Origin of the sequence: Vreelandella arctica (genome assembly GCF_037070215.1) — a bacterium.
Lineage (GTDB): Bacteria > Pseudomonadota > Gammaproteobacteria > Pseudomonadales > Halomonadaceae > Vreelandella > Vreelandella arctica.
On record NZ_JBANSN010000008.1, the window covers coordinates 17,114 to 33,847 of the forward strand.

General features: G+C 52.8%; 13 protein-coding genes. 5 read left to right on the forward strand and 8 right to left on the reverse strand.

From position 1 onward, the window contains the following. Nucleotides 1-41 precede the first annotated feature (41 nt). The 3 genes from V8L70_RS09175 (at nucleotide 42) to V8L70_RS09185 (ending at nucleotide 3,359) form a co-directional block, all read left to right on the forward strand. A complete protein-coding gene (locus V8L70_RS09175; RefSeq protein WP_101146371.1) occupies nucleotides 42-1,493 on the forward strand; it encodes a sigma-54 interaction domain-containing protein in 1,452 nt (483 codons plus the stop codon). A gap of 168 nt (nucleotides 1,494-1,661) precedes the next feature. Then, on the forward strand, nucleotides 1,662-2,477 hold the full coding sequence (locus V8L70_RS09180) for an alpha/beta fold hydrolase (protein ID WP_101146372.1): 816 nt from the start codon (nucleotides 1,662-1,664) through the stop codon (nucleotides 2,475-2,477). Nucleotides 2,478-2,534: 57 nt separating this feature from the next. Then, nucleotides 2,535-3,359, forward strand: a complete 825-nt coding sequence (locus tag V8L70_RS09185; protein WP_336269206.1) for an alpha/beta fold hydrolase — start codon at nucleotides 2,535-2,537, stop codon at nucleotides 3,357-3,359. A gap of 43 nt (nucleotides 3,360-3,402) precedes the next feature. Here V8L70_RS09185 and V8L70_RS09190 read toward each other — a convergent pair whose 3' ends face one another. Beyond that, complete coding sequence (locus V8L70_RS09190) at nucleotides 3,403-3,543, reverse strand: hypothetical protein (protein WP_336269207.1); 141 nt, start codon at nucleotides 3,541-3,543, stop codon at nucleotides 3,403-3,405. Between the two features lie 4 nt (nucleotides 3,544-3,547). Next, nucleotides 3,548-5,128: a GMC family oxidoreductase gene (locus tag V8L70_RS09195; protein WP_336269208.1), complete on the reverse strand. Its 1,581-nt coding sequence runs from the start codon at nucleotides 5,126-5,128 to the stop codon at nucleotides 3,548-3,550. 206 nt (nucleotides 5,129-5,334) lie between these two features. On the opposite strand from V8L70_RS09195, the gene V8L70_RS09200 reads away from it, so the two are divergent. After that, nucleotides 5,335-6,777, forward strand: coding sequence for an HD domain-containing phosphohydrolase (locus V8L70_RS09200; protein ID WP_101146374.1), 1,443 nt, complete (start codon nucleotides 5,335-5,337; stop codon nucleotides 6,775-6,777). A gap of 1,003 nt (nucleotides 6,778-7,780) precedes the next feature. Here V8L70_RS09200 and V8L70_RS09205 read toward each other — a convergent pair. After that, nucleotides 7,781-10,045, reverse strand: coding sequence for a GGDEF domain-containing phosphodiesterase (locus V8L70_RS09205; RefSeq protein WP_101146375.1), 2,265 nt, complete (start codon nucleotides 10,043-10,045; stop codon nucleotides 7,781-7,783). 544 nt (nucleotides 10,046-10,589) lie between these two features. Here V8L70_RS09205 and V8L70_RS09210 point away from each other — a divergent pair. Then, entirely contained in the window at nucleotides 10,590-11,516 is a 927-nt protein-coding gene (locus V8L70_RS09210) for a ketopantoate reductase family protein (protein ID WP_198556032.1), read from the forward strand. On the opposite strand, the gene V8L70_RS09215 is transcribed toward V8L70_RS09210, so the two are convergent. From V8L70_RS09215 to V8L70_RS09235, 5 genes are all read right to left on the reverse strand, one after another. Continuing rightward, nucleotides 11,513-12,139 carry a glutathione S-transferase family protein gene (locus V8L70_RS09215; RefSeq protein ID WP_336269209.1) on the reverse strand — a complete coding sequence of 209 codons (627 nt, stop codon included), beginning with the start codon at nucleotides 12,137-12,139 and terminating at the stop codon, nucleotides 11,513-11,515. The genes V8L70_RS09210 and V8L70_RS09215 overlap by 4 nt on opposite strands. 184 nt (nucleotides 12,140-12,323) lie before the next feature. Then, entirely contained in the window at nucleotides 12,324-13,232 is a 909-nt protein-coding gene (mmsB, locus tag V8L70_RS09220; RefSeq protein ID WP_269801096.1) for a 3-hydroxyisobutyrate dehydrogenase, read from the reverse strand. A 35-nt stretch (nucleotides 13,233-13,267) separates the two neighbouring features. Then, nucleotides 13,268-14,383, reverse strand: coding sequence for an enoyl-CoA hydratase/isomerase family protein (locus V8L70_RS09225; RefSeq protein WP_101146130.1), 1,116 nt, complete (start codon nucleotides 14,381-14,383; stop codon nucleotides 13,268-13,270). A 17-nt stretch (nucleotides 14,384-14,400) separates the two neighbouring features. Beyond that, on the reverse strand, nucleotides 14,401-15,555 hold the full coding sequence (locus V8L70_RS09230) for an acyl-CoA dehydrogenase family protein (RefSeq protein ID WP_101146131.1): 1,155 nt from the start codon (nucleotides 15,553-15,555) through the stop codon (nucleotides 14,401-14,403). 185 nt (nucleotides 15,556-15,740) lie between these two features. After that, nucleotides 15,741-16,733 carry a branched-chain amino acid ABC transporter permease gene (locus tag V8L70_RS09235; protein ID WP_101146132.1) on the reverse strand — a complete coding sequence of 331 codons (993 nt, stop codon included), beginning with the start codon at nucleotides 16,731-16,733 and terminating at the stop codon, nucleotides 15,741-15,743. Nucleotide 16,734 lies beyond the last annotated feature (1 nt).

The following is a 16,734-nucleotide window of genomic DNA, read 5'->3' on the forward strand; positions in this document are numbered from 1 at the left end:
AATGGTTCACAACATTTGTAGATTGCATAGGAGGTGGTGCCATGAGCGAAAATATCGACAACCACGTGTTCTGCACAGTCATGGAGGACGAGGTCAGTCTGCGGCGACACTTGGCGGAACTTGAGCGGATTTTGGACATGATCCCCGCGCTCATTACGGTGTTGAGCCCTAATGGCAAGCTACTGTACGTCAACAAGGCAATACTGAGGTACACCGGACTTCACATGGACGATCTGAAGGCGGGCGACGCTCGTATGCTCATGTTCCACCCTGAGGACGTGGAGCGGTTGAAAGACTTACGGCAAAGTGGCTTAGGCCAAGGCTCGCCCTTTGAATTGGAAATGCGTGCCAGATGGCACGGTGGAGATTACCGTTGGGTTAGCATCCACTACGAGCCGCTAAGAGACGAGAACGGGCAAATCCTGCGCTGGTACGCCACAGGCACCGACATCCACGACCACAAGCACACCGAAGAACGCATGAAGCAAGAGAACGTATTTTTGCGCGATGAAATCGATCGAACCTCACTATTTGAGGAGATAATCGGTAAATCCGATGCACTTCGCGCGGTCCTCCAAGAACTTAATAAGGTGGCGAGGACAGACTCCACGGTGCTTATCACCGGCGAAACCGGAACGGGCAAAGAGCTGATCGCGCGCGCTATTCACAAGCGCTCTATGCGTTCGGGCCGAGCCTTCATCAGCGTGAACTGCGCCGCGATGTCTCCGGGATTGATCACCTCTGAATTATTCGGCCACGAACGCGGCGCCTTCACGGGGGCTCTTCAACAACGCAAGGGCCGATTCGAACTGGCTGATGGCGGCACGATCTTTCTCGATGAAGTGGGTGAACTGCCACCCGACGCTCAGGCCGCCCTCTTGCGGGCGTTACAAGAGCGCGAGTTTGAACGCGTGGGGGGCAGCCGCCCGATAAAAGTTGATGTCCGCGTCATTGCAGCAACCAATCGCAACCTTCAGGTCGAAGTTTCCGAAAACTCATTTCGCACAGACCTCTTCTATCGCCTGAATGTTTTCCCTCTTGAAATGCCGCCACTGCGCCACCGGCCCGGGGATATTCCTCTTCTTGTCGACTATTTTGTCAACCACTTCGCCAAACGCGCAGCCAAGAAGATCGAAAGGATCAGTCAGAGGACACTTAACGCCCTTCAAACCTACCCATGGCCAGGCAATGTCCGCGAACTGCAGAACGTCATCGAACGGGCCGTGATAGTGACCGAGACAGACACACTGACGGTGGACGAGCGCTGGCTGGTCGACCAACCATGCGTTCGACAGGAATTTGGGCGACGGCTCGACGATGACCTGACCGCACATGAACGCACTATGATCGAAGCCGCGCTAGCTGAAAGCCGAGGGCGTGTTGCTGGGGCCGCAGGTGCAGCTGCCAAACTCGGAATACCCCGGTCGACGCTCGAATCCAGAATCCGAGCGCTGAAGGTTGACAAACACCGCTTCAAAATGGACTGCGCCTAAAGCGAGTGAGAGTAGCACGGCAGTGATGAGATCCCGCCAAATGGTGAGGTCTCATCATAAATTTCTCGAAAATATCTTTTAAAATCAATAATTTGTATTTGGCATACTTATTGCCAGAGAAACAGGCCGGCATACGTCGGCTCTACTCTGGAAACAAGGAAAACTAAAATGCCAAATATCTTACGGAAATCCATCGCAGCGGCCGCGGTTGCCCTCTCGATCACAGGCGCCGCCCAAGCGCAATCAGGCGGCAGCGTCCAACCCGCGAACAATGTTGTGCTGGTACATGGTGCGTTTGCCGACGGCTCTGGCTGGCGCGGCGTCTATGACGACCTGACCGAGCGTGGATACCACGTCACCATTGTTCAGAACCCTCTCACCTCATTGGCAGATGATGTCGCCGCAGCGAACCGTGTGCTGGAGCGCCAGGATGGCCCGACCATTCTCGTCGGCCACTCCTGGGGAGGCACAGTCATAACCGAAGCAGGCGTACATCCCAATGTTACTGGTCTTGTCTATTTGTCTGCACTGATTCCGGACAAAGGAGAGAGCTCGGCACAACAGTATGAAGGGTATCAGGGCCCGCCCGAGTTCGTCCTCGACCCACAGGCGGACGGATTCGCCTTCCTTGATCTGGAGAATTTCAAGGCTGGCTTTGCCAACGACACCACTGATGCTGATGCCGCATTTCTGCGCGACTCACAGGTGCCGATCAATATTTCAGCCTTTGAAACCAAACTTCAGAACGCTGCATGGCGCACCAAACCGAGTTGGGCAGTGATCGCCACCGATGACAAGGCCTTTGACCAGCGGATGTTGTTCGCAATGGCCGAACGTATCGGCGCAAACATTACTGAGGTCAAGGCCAGCCATGCACTGTTTATGACTCAGCCGAAAGTAATTTCCGATGTGATCGATCTTGCCGCGCGAACCGCTGGCTCAACAAAAGAGGTGGCCGCTGGCCCAGGTGCTGGAAATCTCTGAAAACGCACCTATCCAACACCAAACGATCGAAAATCATCACTCCTTAGGAGTATTACCATGAGTACTATTACCACGCGTGATGGAACAACGATCTACTACAAGAACTGGGGAACCGGACAGCCGGTCATTCTTAGCCACGGCTGGCCGTTGAACGCCGACAGTTGGGAGAATCAGGCTTTCTACCTGGCCTCCAACGGCTTTCGCGTCATCACTCACGACCGGCGCGGCCATGGTCGCTCCAGCCAGCCCTGGCATGGCAACGACATGGATAGCTATGCCGACGACCTGGCGGATTTGATCGAGACACTTGAGCTGAGCAATGTGAGCCTTTTCGGCTTCTCCACAGGTGGCGGTGAGGTCGCACGCTATGTCGGCCGCCACGGCACCAAGCGCATCAACAAGCTGGGCCTGATCTCAGCCGTCCCTCCCTTAATGCTCAAGACCGAGGCCAACCCCGGAGGTTTGCCTATCGAGGTCTTCGACGGCTTACGCCAAGGCAGCCTCGTTGACCGTTCCTCCCTCTACCGCGAAATCGCCTCCGGCCCCTTCTTTGGATTCAACCGGCCTGGCGCCACCATTAGCCAGGGCATGATTGACGCCTTCTGGCTGCAGGGAATGATGGCCGGCCACAAGAACACCTACGATTGCATCAAAGCGTTCTCGGAAACAGATTTCACGGAGGATCTGAAGAAGTTCGATGTGCCAACCCTGATCGTGCATGGCGATGACGATCAGATCGTGCCCATCGAAGCAGCAGGCATAGCCGCCTCGAAGATCGTCAAGGATGCCACCTTGAAGATTTACCCGGGCGCTCCCCATGGCCTGGCGGATACACACAAGGAGCAGCTCAACACCGATTTACTCACGTTCCTGCACTCCTGAGCCGCTAAAGGCAGGCGGCCTGAACGGGCCGTCTGCCGCTCTGTTATCCAGGATGGTAAAGGCCTGCGCCCTCCTGCGGACCATCGGCTTTGCGTTCAATTAAGTCCGCAATAATCCCCTGCTGCTCAAGCGCGCGAGCCATTGCCAGGCCAGCTATATCCCCGCCCATTATCAGGACTTTCATACCTTTATCCTTGATCGATTGCTGCTGCAGTCGTTACACCATGCGCAGAGAGAACAAGATCCGCTGCGCGTTCGCCAATGACGACGCACGGAGCCATCGTGTTACCAACCGTGATTCGCGGCATAATTGAAGCATCTGCAATCCGCAGGCTCTCAATTCCGTACACTCGCAGCTGATTGTCCACAACCGAATAGCGATCCCGACCCATCTTGGCGGTACAAGATTGATGCCAGAAGGTAACCGCCGCGTTGCGTATGAACTGTTCCATGTCGTGTTTAGAGCGATGCTGTGGAACTACTTCGCGCCTAACAAGCCCCTCAAGCGCGGAATGATTGCCAAGCTCGCGGCACAGTTCGATCGAGGCAAATGCAGCGGCCATATCTTCAGGCTCGCTCAGGGAATTCGGCTCGATAATCACTCTGTCTAGTGGGCCGGCACCTGACAGGCGCAAATGCCCTCGGCTTTTGGGCCTGGCCAGGCCTGCAAACATGGTCCACCCGTGCTCCGGCGGCGCGATGCCGACCTCCGCAGGCGAAGGGACTGGAAACTCTAGCTGGCATTGCAGCAAGTCTGGTGCATCCAATCGTGAGTCACTCTTCCAGTAAAGAGTGGTCTCACATCCGCCGCCGCCAATTACCTGCGGCTGCCGGTACTCCCAAGTACATCCGAAGGCAACATGATCCTGGTAGTTCTGGCCGACACCTGGCAAGTGGTTCACTACCTTGATTCCTTGCGCCTGCAGTTCCCTCTGTGGCCCGATGCCCGACCGCATGAGCACCTTAGGAGTATTCACCGCGCCCATGGACAGAATAACTTCGCATCCGGCATAAAAGCGCCGCAGCTGGCCCTCGACCACAACTTCAATGCCGACTACCTTGCTCCCGTTTAGGACCAGACGGGATACGAGTGCATTGGTCAGTATCTTCAGATTGGGATAATGATGGCGTGGCCGAATGTAGGAGTCATAGACGGATTCCCGCCTACCACCGTTTATCCGGAGCTCAGCTATGGAGATACCGCCCACGCTTTCCATCATATTCCCGTTTGGGCTTTCGAATTCATGGATGCCAAGCTGGCTGGCTGCCGACAATGTCGCGTTGACGATAGGCTGCGGCGCGGCGGGTTGCGCTACGTATACAGGGCCCCCAGATCCGCGACGCAATGAATCCGGCTTACCTTGCCAGTTCTCTATTCTGCGATAGTAACCAAGCACCGACTCGTACCCCCACGCAGGATCCCCTGCCTCTGCAGCAAAGTAGTCCCAATCAGATTGGTGACCCCGTGCCCATACCATCACGTTAATGCTGGACCCACCTCCGAGCCCTCTTCCCATGCTCAAGGGGAGGCGGCGGCCATTCAAGTGTGGGTTGGGCTCCCCCTCGAAGGCCCAGTCGCGCTCGGAACCCAGGTTCATTGGCCATTGCGACGGTTCAGTTACCTCCGGGCCCGAATAACTGCTGCCTGCTTCAATGAGTAAAACACTAGCCTTTTCCTGCTCAGCAAGACGGGCCGCCACAACGCTACCTGATGACCCAGCCCCGCAAACGATGAAGTCGACGTTTTGCTCTAACAAATAGTTTTTCATGCATGTGGCTCCTGTAAACTAGCGAATAGAGATATCCGAGAAATAACCTGAGCGACTCCTGCAAATTTCTAAAAACGGGGGTAAGAGCTACGACTTGCCCTTTGAAATTTTTCATTGGACGAGCTCCCCATGCCGGAGCCCGAATTGTGCTGGCTGGCCTGGATATCAGCTATCGGATGAATATCCGACCCTGAGGGTCTTTGGCGATGAATAACGGACGGCGAGTTGGTATCTCTGTAAACGGCGCCTTGGCGGCGATTTCCCGTGTGGGAGACCTGAGCATGGGTCAGCCGCTCGGCCATTCAAGGCGAGTCGCCAGCCTGGCTCGGATGTTGGGGCACGCCATGCACGGTGAGGGTGAGCATTTGCGGGTGGCGGAACAGGTCGCGCTGCTGCGCTGGTCAGGATGCACGGCTAACGCCGAAGGTTTCTCCCATCTGCTCGGAGACGACGTGGCTGGTCGCCGTGCCATGCTCGATCTGACGCTGGATGCGCAAAGTATGCAGGCAGTCCACCAAGCGACATCTCTCGCAGTGGCCCACTGTGAAGTATCCGGCGAGGTGGCAAAGACGCTTGAACTAGGCAACGCCGTCGAGACAGGCCTATGCCGGGTTTTCGAAACCTATGATGGCACTGGCAGGCCATGGGGCTTGAAGCACGAGCACATCCCTGAAGTGGCCTATCAGGTAGTGTTGGCGGGAGACTTGGAAATTCTGACCCGGGCCCATGGCGTGGCAGCCGCACTAAGCTGGATTACCGAGCAGTCGAATCAACGGTATCCAGCAAGCCTTGCGGCGTTATTAGTACAAAACGCCCGGGAGTGGTTAGCGACTCTTGAAGCGACTCCTGTCGCGATAACTGATTCCGCCAACGGCAAAGATGTTTCGCTGACGTTGGTAGGCGATGTAATCGATCTCAAACTTCCATGGCTATCCGGTTTTTCTCGGCAGGTAGCGCAGCTCGCCGCCGAGGCGGCGAGGCTATGTGGCCAGCCTGAAGCAGCCATTGATCTCATCGCCAAGGCCGCTCTGATTCAGGGCCTGGGGCGTGCGGCAATACCCAATCACCTATGGAATACGCCGGGACCGCTGGCTTATGGCGCGGCAGAACGGACACAGCTCGCCCCGTATTGGACCCATAAAGCCTGCGCACAGATCAATGAACTGGCCGCGGCGGGTGAGATAGCCGCCCATGCTTATGAGCGGCTCGACGGCAGTGGCCATTTTCGAGCCTTGCCCGCCGATGCTTTGCGTCCCGAACATAGGCTGCTGGCTACTGCTGTCGCATGGGTTGCATTAAGAGGAGACCGACCTTGGCGCTCAGCGTTTTCGCAGTCCGAGGCCGCAAGGACACTCAAGCTGGACGCAGCCCGTGGATTGTTCGACCAGCAGGCGTGTGACGCCGTGATCGCAGCAGCACTTGGCGAGGATGGCCGTTTTGCTAAGCCAACAAGCTCTTTGCTTACGGAACGAGAACGGCAGGTTCTGCAGCACATCAGCCAGGGTGCCAGCAACAAGGAAGCAGCACGACTACTCGGAATCAGCCCAAGTACTGTCCGTACGCATGTTGAAAGTATCTTTCGGAAACTGGAGTGTTCAACCCGGGCGGCTGCCACCCTCAAAGGGCTAACGCTCGGACTGATATCTTAATTAGCAATGGCAGTTACTCATAAAATTACAGAAGAGAGCGTTGGTGGTTAACGCCCTGCTCCAATTGCCGGAAGGCATTATATGAGTGCATGAGGCATTGGCTGCCAACGGTAAATTGAAGCCCCGTTTGTGTGAACCGTCCACCTTTTTGTGGGTCAGTTCATCGCACGGGGTTTTAGGTCACTCTTGCTGCAGGTGGAGTATTCCACTAGTTCTTTAATTATGTTTTCTTTCATTCTGTTTTTTCATCACCAAGATCAAAACTCTCATAATGACCTCATACTGGATTATCTTCCCAGGCGCCCTTGGCCGTCTGTTGGCTCATTCGGTTTCTGCACTAACTGCTTACCACGCTAATCGGTCGCACTGCGCATGCCATGCTCATGAAAAAGCTCTGAAACTCATGCGCTACTTTTTTATTTGAGAGACAACAGCGTTTGGCTGTTAAAAAAAGTAATTATTAATTAATAAAATCAACAACCTACTTTCCCTTGAAAGCATTTTATCTCAAAGCTTTTTATACGCAGAATCGAATTTTATAGATCAGCATTACTGATGTGGCCAGGCACCTGTCAGGTTCAACAATTTCTTTCATTTATTTTTATTAGGGGCATCATTATATAACAATGCGCAGTGACGATTTGTGCGCTAATATCTATTCTCAAAAGCTGGCTTTATGCAGCTTAATTTTGGTCAATCTGTGGATTAATAAAGGTAATTATCATGAGCAAAGGACAAGACAGTAAAAAAAATACCAAGAAGAAACCACTTTTAACTGCAAAAGAAAAGAAAGCTGCAAAATCATCAAAGAAAAGCGAGACTAATGTGCTAGGGAATTAATCAATGCCTAGCTAATCAAGGACTACGGTGCCCTGCCAAGCCTAATATCGAAAATGCAATGTTGTCTAGGCACCGATGTTAATAAACCAATAACTTCATCATCTATAGCAATTTTAAAACAGACAATTTACGCTCTTTCTTCCTGATGCAGCCCGTCAAATGTTTAGGCAATTGGCGACGACTTAGTTGCTTTAAGTTGCAAAAGCGACATAATTTTTTCGGCGTTTACTGGGCGGCTTAACAAAAACCCCTGAACAAATGGGCACTCCATTTCTCTTAAGCGCAGTAATTGAGGCAGGGTCTCGACACCCTCTGCGGTGATATCGATCTTCAAAGCTCGCCCCAAGGACAAGATACTTCTGACGATAGCGTCGCTGCGATGGAAGGTCATCATTCTGGATACAAAAGACTGGTCAATTTTGATGGCGTCAATTGGGTAGCGATCAATGTAGCCGAGTGCGCTGTATCCGGTACCAAAATCATCTAATGCTATACGAACACCAAGGTCGCGGATGCTCTCCAACACTCGCGCGGTGGTATCCGGCTGGTGCAGGAAAACGGATTCAGTGATTTCAACCTGAAGATCATGGGCGTCGATACCCGTCTGAGCAAGGATGTCTTTTATCTGGCTCTCATACCCTGGCCGTTTAAGCTCTACACCCGATACATTAATGTTCAGATGTAATTCCAGCTCGGGAAACGCTGCCTTCCAACGCTGTAGCTCAGCACACCCTTCCTGCATGACCCAATTGCCTAGTCCGTGTATGACTCCGATATCTTCAGCAACAGGAATGAAGCGGCCAGGAGATACTTGGCCTAGCACTGGATGAAGCCATCTCACTAAAGCTTCTGCACCGCATATATCATCAGTAAGCATGTTGTAAATTGGCTGATAGACAACAGAAAATTCATTATTTGCCACGGCCTGCTTTAGAGCATTCTGCATCACCAACGCGTCGAAAGCCGCTTCTCGCATTGAGACATCGAATAAAGCCCATCGCCCTTCGCCCTGCTTTTTGGCTACGTACATTGCAATATCTGCATCCCGAAGCAGCTCTTCTGATGAAATATGAGTAACATCAGCGGTCACTATACCTATGCTGCATGAGGTAAAAATATCATGTCCATCAATGACAATCGGCAAACTTAATTGACAGACAATACGCTGAGCAAGCTCAATTGCTAGAGACGATTGATTCTCACCAACAAGCAGGATAGCAAACTCATCTCCACCGACCCTGGCTAATACATCTTCTTCTCTAATACAGTTTTCGAGTCGGCGTGCGATTACTTTGAGCAGCATATCCCCAGCACGATGACCCAAGCTGTCATTCACAAATTTAAATCTATCAAGATCTAGAAACAGTAATGTGGCTTTAGGTAGGTGCTCTTTACCACTACTATTAAATACATCCCACAAAAGCGCCATCATGTATGCACGGTTATACAATGATGTTAAATCATCATGGTAAGCTGCATATGACAACGCTTGTTCAATGCGTTCCCGTTCCTCTAAACGACGTTCCAATGCCACCTTATATTCTCGATCCGCAAGAGCCTGTATAGCTAAATACTCAGACTTCTTACGCTCACTGATATCCCGCTGCAATGAAACCCAATGTGTGAACCAGCCTTTCTCGTTAGCAACGGGAACAATGCTTAGCTCAACCCAAAATTTACTACCGTCGCGGCGGGTATTGAGGAGTTCGACTTCTATTGGCTGCCAGCTGGAAAGTGCTGTTCGGATGAGATCTAAAGTCGCACGGCTAGTGTCACCACACTGAAGTATCCGCGGCGTCTGCCCGATGACTTCGGATGACGTGTATCCGGTCGTGCTTAAAAAAGCCGGGTTGCAATAAATGATTCGTGGTCCAGGCTGGTCGATGGGCTCTGCCTCTGTAATCAAGATCGCATCTTTCGCATTCTCCACCACTGACTCCAACAAGCGAAGACGTTCTATGAATGGTTTTTGTTTTGGGAGGAATACCCCTGTTTGTAACTGAAGGATTTGACCAATAAGCGCCGCGTGAGTCTGTAAGGCATACACTTGTGCAGTGCTTAACCGTTGTTGTGGTAATGGACTGCTTACAAATAAGCCCCCTATTATTTTATCTTCTTCGCACCATATAGCTACGCCAACAAAAAATTGATGTCCAAGGATGCGTAACTTATGAAAGCAAACAGGAAGAGTCTGATCTAATGCATAATTGATTATGACAGGATGTCTATTATTTAGGCTCAATTTCAGCCATTTTTCAATTGATTCATTAAAATGAAGTTGGGATCCATCTCCGTGACTAGCTAACAGTTTCCAATTAGCCTCTGCACCGCCTGCTAGAAACCCGCTTGGGCAATCTGCCGAGTAAGCTGCAGCCTTGACTAGCAAATTCAAAGCAGTTTGACGCGATTCGTTGAGAACACATGTCATTTTGATTGCCTGTAGAGAGCGGCTTATTAATAAATATTAATAAGTGACCAGAAACACCTTACCACCCTAATTTTTGTTGTGCAGAAATACTATTAAATGGCGAGTATAAAATAAGAATACTATTACGTGAGCAATGTAGTTTTAATCAAAACCTGAGCTTTACATTCACGTAGATTTAATTATTTATGGAATACTTATCTAGCTATTTTTTTGCAAGCACAGGACCGTCTCAATTGGACTATATTTATCTTTAGCTACTAGCTTTGAAGAATATAAATCGGACTGGATCAATCAATTAAAGAGTTAGTTATTCCCCCATCTGCTTGCTACTTTTATTTAGCAATATACAATCATCACCCTTCAAAGTTTTTAAGAAGCGCTTCTAAAGCATTGTAATAGTACAATTATTTATTTTAAGTAATATGTTATTCTTTTTGGAGACCATAATGTAGTAAATTGCTCTACTGGCCTTTGTCATCTTACCCAGCATTAGTGAACACGGTATGCTGGGTGACAACACCACTGCGGAGTAACGTACTCAATGATGGCTTCCCACTGGATACTCGGCCCTGGTGCCATTGGCCGCCTATTGGCCCATTCTCTTTCACCTTTAGCGACTACAAAGCTAATCGGTCGCAGAACGCTGCCTGAACAGCAAAGACTTACCACGCCTGAAGGCAAGCAGCGTGTACAACGTCTAAATGTGTTCACTGTTGCCCTGTTGGCTTCTGAAGCAAATGAATCGCCTGCCTTTGTGCATATCACCACCAAAGCGATGGCTGCTGAGGCGGCGCTTGAAAGCCTTGCCAGCGTTATCCCCCCTTCCACTCCGCTAGTGCTGTGGCAAAACGGTTTTTTAGCGCAGCCGCGCATTACCCAAGCTTGGCCGGGGCCGGTCCTGTGCGCGACCACCACTGGAGGCGCTTACTTAACAGGTGATGATGGCGTCGTGCATGCAGGTCGCGGGCATACCTTTGTTGGCGATTTGAATAATCAACACGGTAAGTTAGCAGAAACACTGGAGCAGACACTGACCCAGGCGGGTCTCGCCGCCACTAAGGTGGAAGATATTCGTCAGCGGTTATGGCAGAAGCTGGCCGTGAATGCGGCGATTAATCCGTTGGTGGCGTTAAATAGTGTGCGTAACGGTGAATTACGCGGTGAAGCATATGCGGACCGTGTTGTGGCAGTGGTGAAAGAAGTTGCGGCGATTATGTTCGCCGAAGGTATTGAGCCGCCAAATAACAGCCCGGGCGAGGATGGTTGGCTGGCATTGGTGTGGCAAGTCATTGAGAACACCGCGAACAATAAAGCATCCATGCTGCAGGATGTGGAGGCCAAACACCCCACTGAACGCGGTGCGATTTTGGGGCCGTTGATTGAGAGCGCCCAGCGCCATAGGTTGGCGTGTAAGGAGTTGCAGGCGCTCGATAATGAGATAGCAGCGTTAGAAGCGAGCTTTAACCGTTAAGTAACCGGGATCATCACAACCTTCTGGAAGCTGGGCAGCTCAGTGAGCTGTTGGTACCAACGCTCCAGATGGGGGTGGGTTTGCCAGGTTAGGCCGCTGTTGAGCATATTGTAAACAAAGGGCGCGATGGCGATATCGCCAAGGCCAAAAGCGTCGCCGGAAAACCAGGTCTGATTCTCCAGCGCGTTATCCATTATGGCAAATAGCGCTTCGCACTCTTTCACCGCTGCTTCGATGGCGGCATTATCGCGTTTTTCGGGCGGTGTTCTGACAAAGCCCATCAGTATCTTGCGATGGGCAGGGGTTAGTGTGCTGTTGGCCCACTCCATCCATTTTTCCATCTGCGCGCGCTTGGCTGGAGCTTCAATCCATAGCTTGTTCTGGCCATATTGGGCGGCCAGGTAGCGAATAATGGCATTGGATTCCCAGAGAACGCTATTGGTGGCGTCGTCTTTGAGTAGTGGCACTAAACCTGTGGGGTTCATGGCTAGGTACTCTGGTGTGTTGTTTACCCCGTGCTGAAGACCGGCTTGGATTTGCTCGAAAGGCAGTTCCAGCTCTTCCATTACCCACAGCACTTTTTTGACGTTGGTGGAGTTATTGCGACCCCAAAGCGTAATCATGGCAATCCTTTTTGTTTGAGCAGAGTGAGGAGGCTGAGTTTGCCTCGCGCGGGATTGGGTGGCAAGTTGGAGCTGGCTTGAGGGCGATGCAGGGGGCGGCTTTGCCGCCCATCGCGGGTGCCTCATATCGCGCGTTCCTCGCGACATTCGTTACCGCGCGCTACAACCCCTATCCTCTTACTTCTTACGCCTCATCTTGATATAGCTTCATCAGGCTTGAGAAGTCGAGTTTGCCGTTGCCTTTTGCTTTATGAAGGGTAAACAGCGAGCGGGCGGCGGAGCCCATGGGCACCGCAGAGGCGCTTTGCTGGCTGACATCCATGGCCAGGCCCAGATCCTTGATCATCAGGTCTACCTGGAAGCCGCCTTGGTAGTTTTTCGAAGCGGGTGCATTTTCCATGACGCCTGGGTAGGGGTTATACACATTCAACGCCCAGTTGCCACCAGAACTCTGCTTCATGATTTCCGAAAGCACCGCGGGATCCAGACCGTTTTTGACGCCCATGTTGATCGCTTCACAGGTGCCCGCCATCAGGATGGATAGCAGCATGTTGTTGCAGACTTTGGCCACCTGCCCCGCACCATGGTCACCGGCGTGGAAGATGTTTTTGCCCATCACGTCCAGCACCAATTTGGCCTGTTCGAACTGAGCATCCGAGCCGCCGACGATAAAGGTCAGCGTGCCCGCTTGGGCTCCGCCTACCCCACCGGAAACCGGCGCATCCACAAAGCCAATGCCCAGCTTCTCGCCTTCGGCGGCTACGCTGCGGGCGGTATCGGCATCAATCGTGGAGCAGTCGATCACCAGCGCGCTCTGCTTGATCACTTCGAACAGCGGTGTATCGCCCTCAACATAGAGTCCGCGCACATGCTTGCCTGCAGGCAGCATTGAGATGACAAAATCCGCGCCAGTGGCAGCTTCCTGGGCCGAAAAAGCGACTTCACAGCCGTTGGATTTGGCTGTTTCTAGTGCGTCTTCTGAAAGGTCAAAAGCGCGAACGTTAAAACCCGCTTTAGATAGGTTGGCGGCCATCGGGCCACCCATATTGCCTAAACCAATAAACGCGACGGTAGTCATGAGTGTTGTCCTTATTATTCGTTTATGAGGATTTGATCTTGGTCTGCGATTTAGCCTAAATCGGCAAGTGGATTCTTATCCCACGGCGACGCTAACAGCTCATCGATAAAGCTCTGTTCGACCGAGGCCACATCGGGGTAAGTCCATGTCGGTTGGCCATCTTTATCGACCAGTAGTGCGCGCACGCCCTCGGGGAACTCGCGGTGGCGGCAGCACTGAACGGAAAGCGCCATCTCGGATTGGAACACTTCCGCCAGCGACATATGTTTGGCGCGCGTTAGCTGCTCATCGATCAATTTCACCGAGACTGGGCTGCCGTGAGCCAGCGTTTTCTGGGCTTTGCTAAACCATTTATTGTCACTTTGCACCGCTGCAATGGCCGCGACGCTTTGCTCTACGCTGTCGTGGTCCATCAACTCACGAATCAGCGGAGAGTGTTGATATACGGGTGCTTCCAGCTCAGCAAACACGGGCTGCGATGTTTGCTCAAGCTCTCGCATAATGCGGTTAACCACGCCGTTGGCATCGGTGTTGGCGCCTTTGCCCCAACGCGCATCGATCAACTGCTGAAACAAGGCATCACGGTGGTGGCTGGCAATACAGCGGTCGGCCAGACCAAGGTGTACTGCATCCGGCGCGCTAATTTGGCAGCCGGTCATGGCTAAAAAGCGCCCGGTTCCGTTAGGCAGGCGATTCAAGAACCAACTGGCGCCCACATCCGGATAGAGTCCAATAGTGACTTCCGGCATGGCCAGCCGCGATGTTTCGGTCACTACTCGGTAGCTGCTGGCACTTAACAACCCCATACCACCGCCCATCACAATGCCATTGCCCCAGCAGATCACCGGTTTGGGGTAGGTATGGAGTAGGAAATCGAGCCGATACTCGGTTTCAAAGAAGCGCTCAGGGAAGCTGGGATCACCCTCCCCAGTAATCGTTTTATATAGGTTGACGACATCACCACCGGCACAAAAGGCCTTTTCGCCTGCGCTATCCAGCAAAATCGCCACCACGCGCTCGTCGGTAGCCCAGTTGCGAAGACGCGGCAACATCGCTTCACACATCTCAAGCGTTAAGGCATTGAGCGAACGCTCAGCGTTAAGCTTGATCTCGGCGATGACGTGGCCGTCTTGGGTGGGGTGTTCGGTAAACAGTACGCTGCTCATTGGCCTTCCTTATCCTTTTACAGCTCGGTGGCACCGTCCGCCAATACCCGGCGGGAGATGATCAATCGCATGATTTCGTTGGTGCCTTCAAGAATCCGGTGTACCCGAGTATCGCGCACGTAACGCTCCATGGGGTACTCCTTGATATAGCCGTTGCCGCCGTAGAGCTGAAGCGCTTCGTCACACACCTTGAAGCCCACATCGGTGGCAAAGCGCTTGGCCATGGCACAATAAGTGGTGGCGTCAGCATGGCCTGCGTCTAGTTTGGTGGCAGCCATACGCACCAGCTGCCGCGCGGCGACCAGCTCAGTGACCATATCGGCTAAGCGAAACTGCAGCGCCTGAAACTCGGCTAAGCGCTTGCCGAACTGCTTACGCTCCAGCATATACTCACGGGCTTTGTTAATCGCCTGCTGAGCGGTGCCGATCGAGCAAGTAGCAATATTGATCCGGCCACCATCCAGGCCTTTCATGGCAATTTTGAAGCCGTCGCCTTCGTTACCGAGCAAATGATTGGCCGGCACCCGCACATCTTCAAAAGTGATCGTGCGCGTAGGCTGGCTGTTCCAGCCCATTTTCTCTTCTTTGCGCCCGTAGCTAATGCCGTCGCTCTTGGCATCGACCGCAAACGCGGAAACGCCTTTGGCACCTGCGCCGCCGGTGCGCGCCATCACGACTAGAAAATCAGTACTGCCCGCGCCGGAAATAAACATTTTGCTGCCGTTCAGCACGTAGTGGTCGCCATCGCGCTTGGCGGTGGTCTTCAGCGAAGCGGCGTCGGAACCTGAGTTGGGCTCGGTTAAACAATAAGAGCCAAGCAGCTCGCCCGAGGCCAGCCTTGCGCCCCACTGCTCAACTGCATCCGGCGTGCCGAAATCTGCCAACATCCAGGTCACCATGTTATGGATAGTGAGATAGGCGGTAGTCGAGGTGCAGCCCATGGAGAGCTGCTCGAAAATAATGCTGGCGTCTAACCGGGAAAGCCCCAGCCCGCCTACACTTTCTGGGGCATATAACGAGCAGAAGCCCAGCTCGCCGGCTTTGCGAATCACATCAACGGGAAAGAACGAGGTTTGATCCCACTCAGCCGCATGGGGCTCTAGCTCGTTTTGGGCAAACGCCCGTGCCATATCGGCAAAGGCGACCTGATCTTCGTTGAGTTCAAAATTCATGGCGTATCTCCGCGAATGCGCGTGCGCACTGCTGTTGTCGTTATAATTGACGTTAACGTTAACTTATCCATTTAACAGGCTACAAGCAACCTGCTAACGCTTGCGACCTTAGCCGTAGGCCTTTAATAAAAAAATCAAAAAAAGGGCGCCAAATGGCGCCCAACATCGGACAGAGAGGGAGGGTGCTACTTAAAGTTTTTGCGATACATCTTGTCCAGCTCACCGATTATTCCGCTACGGAAGCTAAGTACACAGACCACGAAGATGATACCGAGTATAACGCTGACCCAGTTGCCCAGCGGCGACTGCGCCAGGATATGCTGCAAGCTGACCACAATACCCGCGCCCATCAAAGGGCCCAACAAGGTGCCCACGCCACCCAGCAGGGTCATCAAAATCACCTCACCCGACATGTGCCAATGCGCATCGGTCAACGAGGCCAGCTGGAAGACCACGGTTTTGGTCGAACCCGCCAAGCCCGCCAAACCAGCGGAGATTACAAACGCAACGAGTTTATAGGCATCGGTGTTGTAGCCCAGCGATACCGCGCGAGGCTCGTTTTCACGAATCGCTTTCAGCACTTGGCCAAACGGCGAGTGCACCGTGCGCTGAATCAGCGCGAAGCCAAAAATAAAGATTGCGAATACGAAGTAGTACATCGCTAGATTGCTGCTCAGGCTGATAAACCCAAACAGTTCGCCGCGGGGAACCCCGTGCAAGCCATCCTCACCGCCGGTAAACGGCGCCTGCACAAACATGAAGTAAACCAGTTGGGCGATCGCCAACGTCACCATGGCAAAATAGATACCCTGACGACGAATGGAGAGCACTCCAAATACCACCCCCAGCAGCGTGGCCAGAATAGTACCAGCGATAATGCCCAGCTCAGGCGTTAGCCCTGGGTAGCTCGCCAACAGGTAACCCGTTACGTAGCCACCGGTGGCCAGGAAAGCCGCATGGCCGAAGGACAACAGCCCAGCATAACCAAGCAGCAGGTTAAAGGCGCAGGCGAACAGTGCAAAACAGAGCACTTTCATCAAGAACACGGGGTAGGCCAAAAATGGCGCCACCAGCCCCACTACGATTAGCGCCAGATAGAACATATTGCGGCGAAACTTGGCCCGCTTCTGGCGTTCCAGCACTGCAGACGGGGCCGCTATTGATTGAGATTCTGCCATG

Excerpts from the sequence above, each read along its gene's own strand:
- V8L70_RS09175 (WP_101146371.1), top strand. The coding sequence starts at position 42 with ATGAGCGAAAATATCGACAACCACGTGTTCTGCACAGTCATGGAGGAC.
- V8L70_RS09180 (WP_101146372.1), top strand. The coding sequence starts at position 1,662 with ATGCCAAATATCTTACGGAAATCCATCGCAGCGGCCGCGGTTGCCCTC.
- V8L70_RS09185 (WP_336269206.1), top strand. The coding sequence starts at position 2,535 with ATGAGTACTATTACCACGCGTGATGGAACAACGATCTACTACAAGAAC.
- V8L70_RS09190 (WP_336269207.1), bottom strand. The coding sequence starts at position 3,543 with ATGAAAGTCCTGATAATGGGCGGGGATATAGCTGGCCTGGCAATGGCT.
- V8L70_RS09195 (WP_336269208.1), bottom strand. The coding sequence starts at position 5,128 with ATGAAAAACTATTTGTTAGAGCAAAACGTCGACTTCATCGTTTGCGGG.
- V8L70_RS09200 (WP_101146374.1), top strand. The coding sequence starts at position 5,335 with ATGAATAACGGACGGCGAGTTGGTATCTCTGTAAACGGCGCCTTGGCG.
- V8L70_RS09205 (WP_101146375.1), bottom strand. The coding sequence starts at position 10,045 with ATGACATGTGTTCTCAACGAATCGCGTCAAACTGCTTTGAATTTGCTA.
- V8L70_RS09210 (WP_198556032.1), top strand. The coding sequence starts at position 10,590 with ATGGCTTCCCACTGGATACTCGGCCCTGGTGCCATTGGCCGCCTATTG.
- V8L70_RS09215 (WP_336269209.1), bottom strand. The coding sequence starts at position 12,139 with ATGATTACGCTTTGGGGTCGCAATAACTCCACCAACGTCAAAAAAGTG.
- V8L70_RS09225 (WP_101146130.1), bottom strand. The coding sequence starts at position 14,383 with ATGAGCAGCGTACTGTTTACCGAACACCCCACCCAAGACGGCCACGTC.
- V8L70_RS09230 (WP_101146131.1), bottom strand. The coding sequence starts at position 15,555 with ATGAATTTTGAACTCAACGAAGATCAGGTCGCCTTTGCCGATATGGCA.
- V8L70_RS09235 (WP_101146132.1), bottom strand. The coding sequence starts at position 16,733 with ATGGCAGAATCTCAATCAATAGCGGCCCCGTCTGCAGTGCTGGAACGC.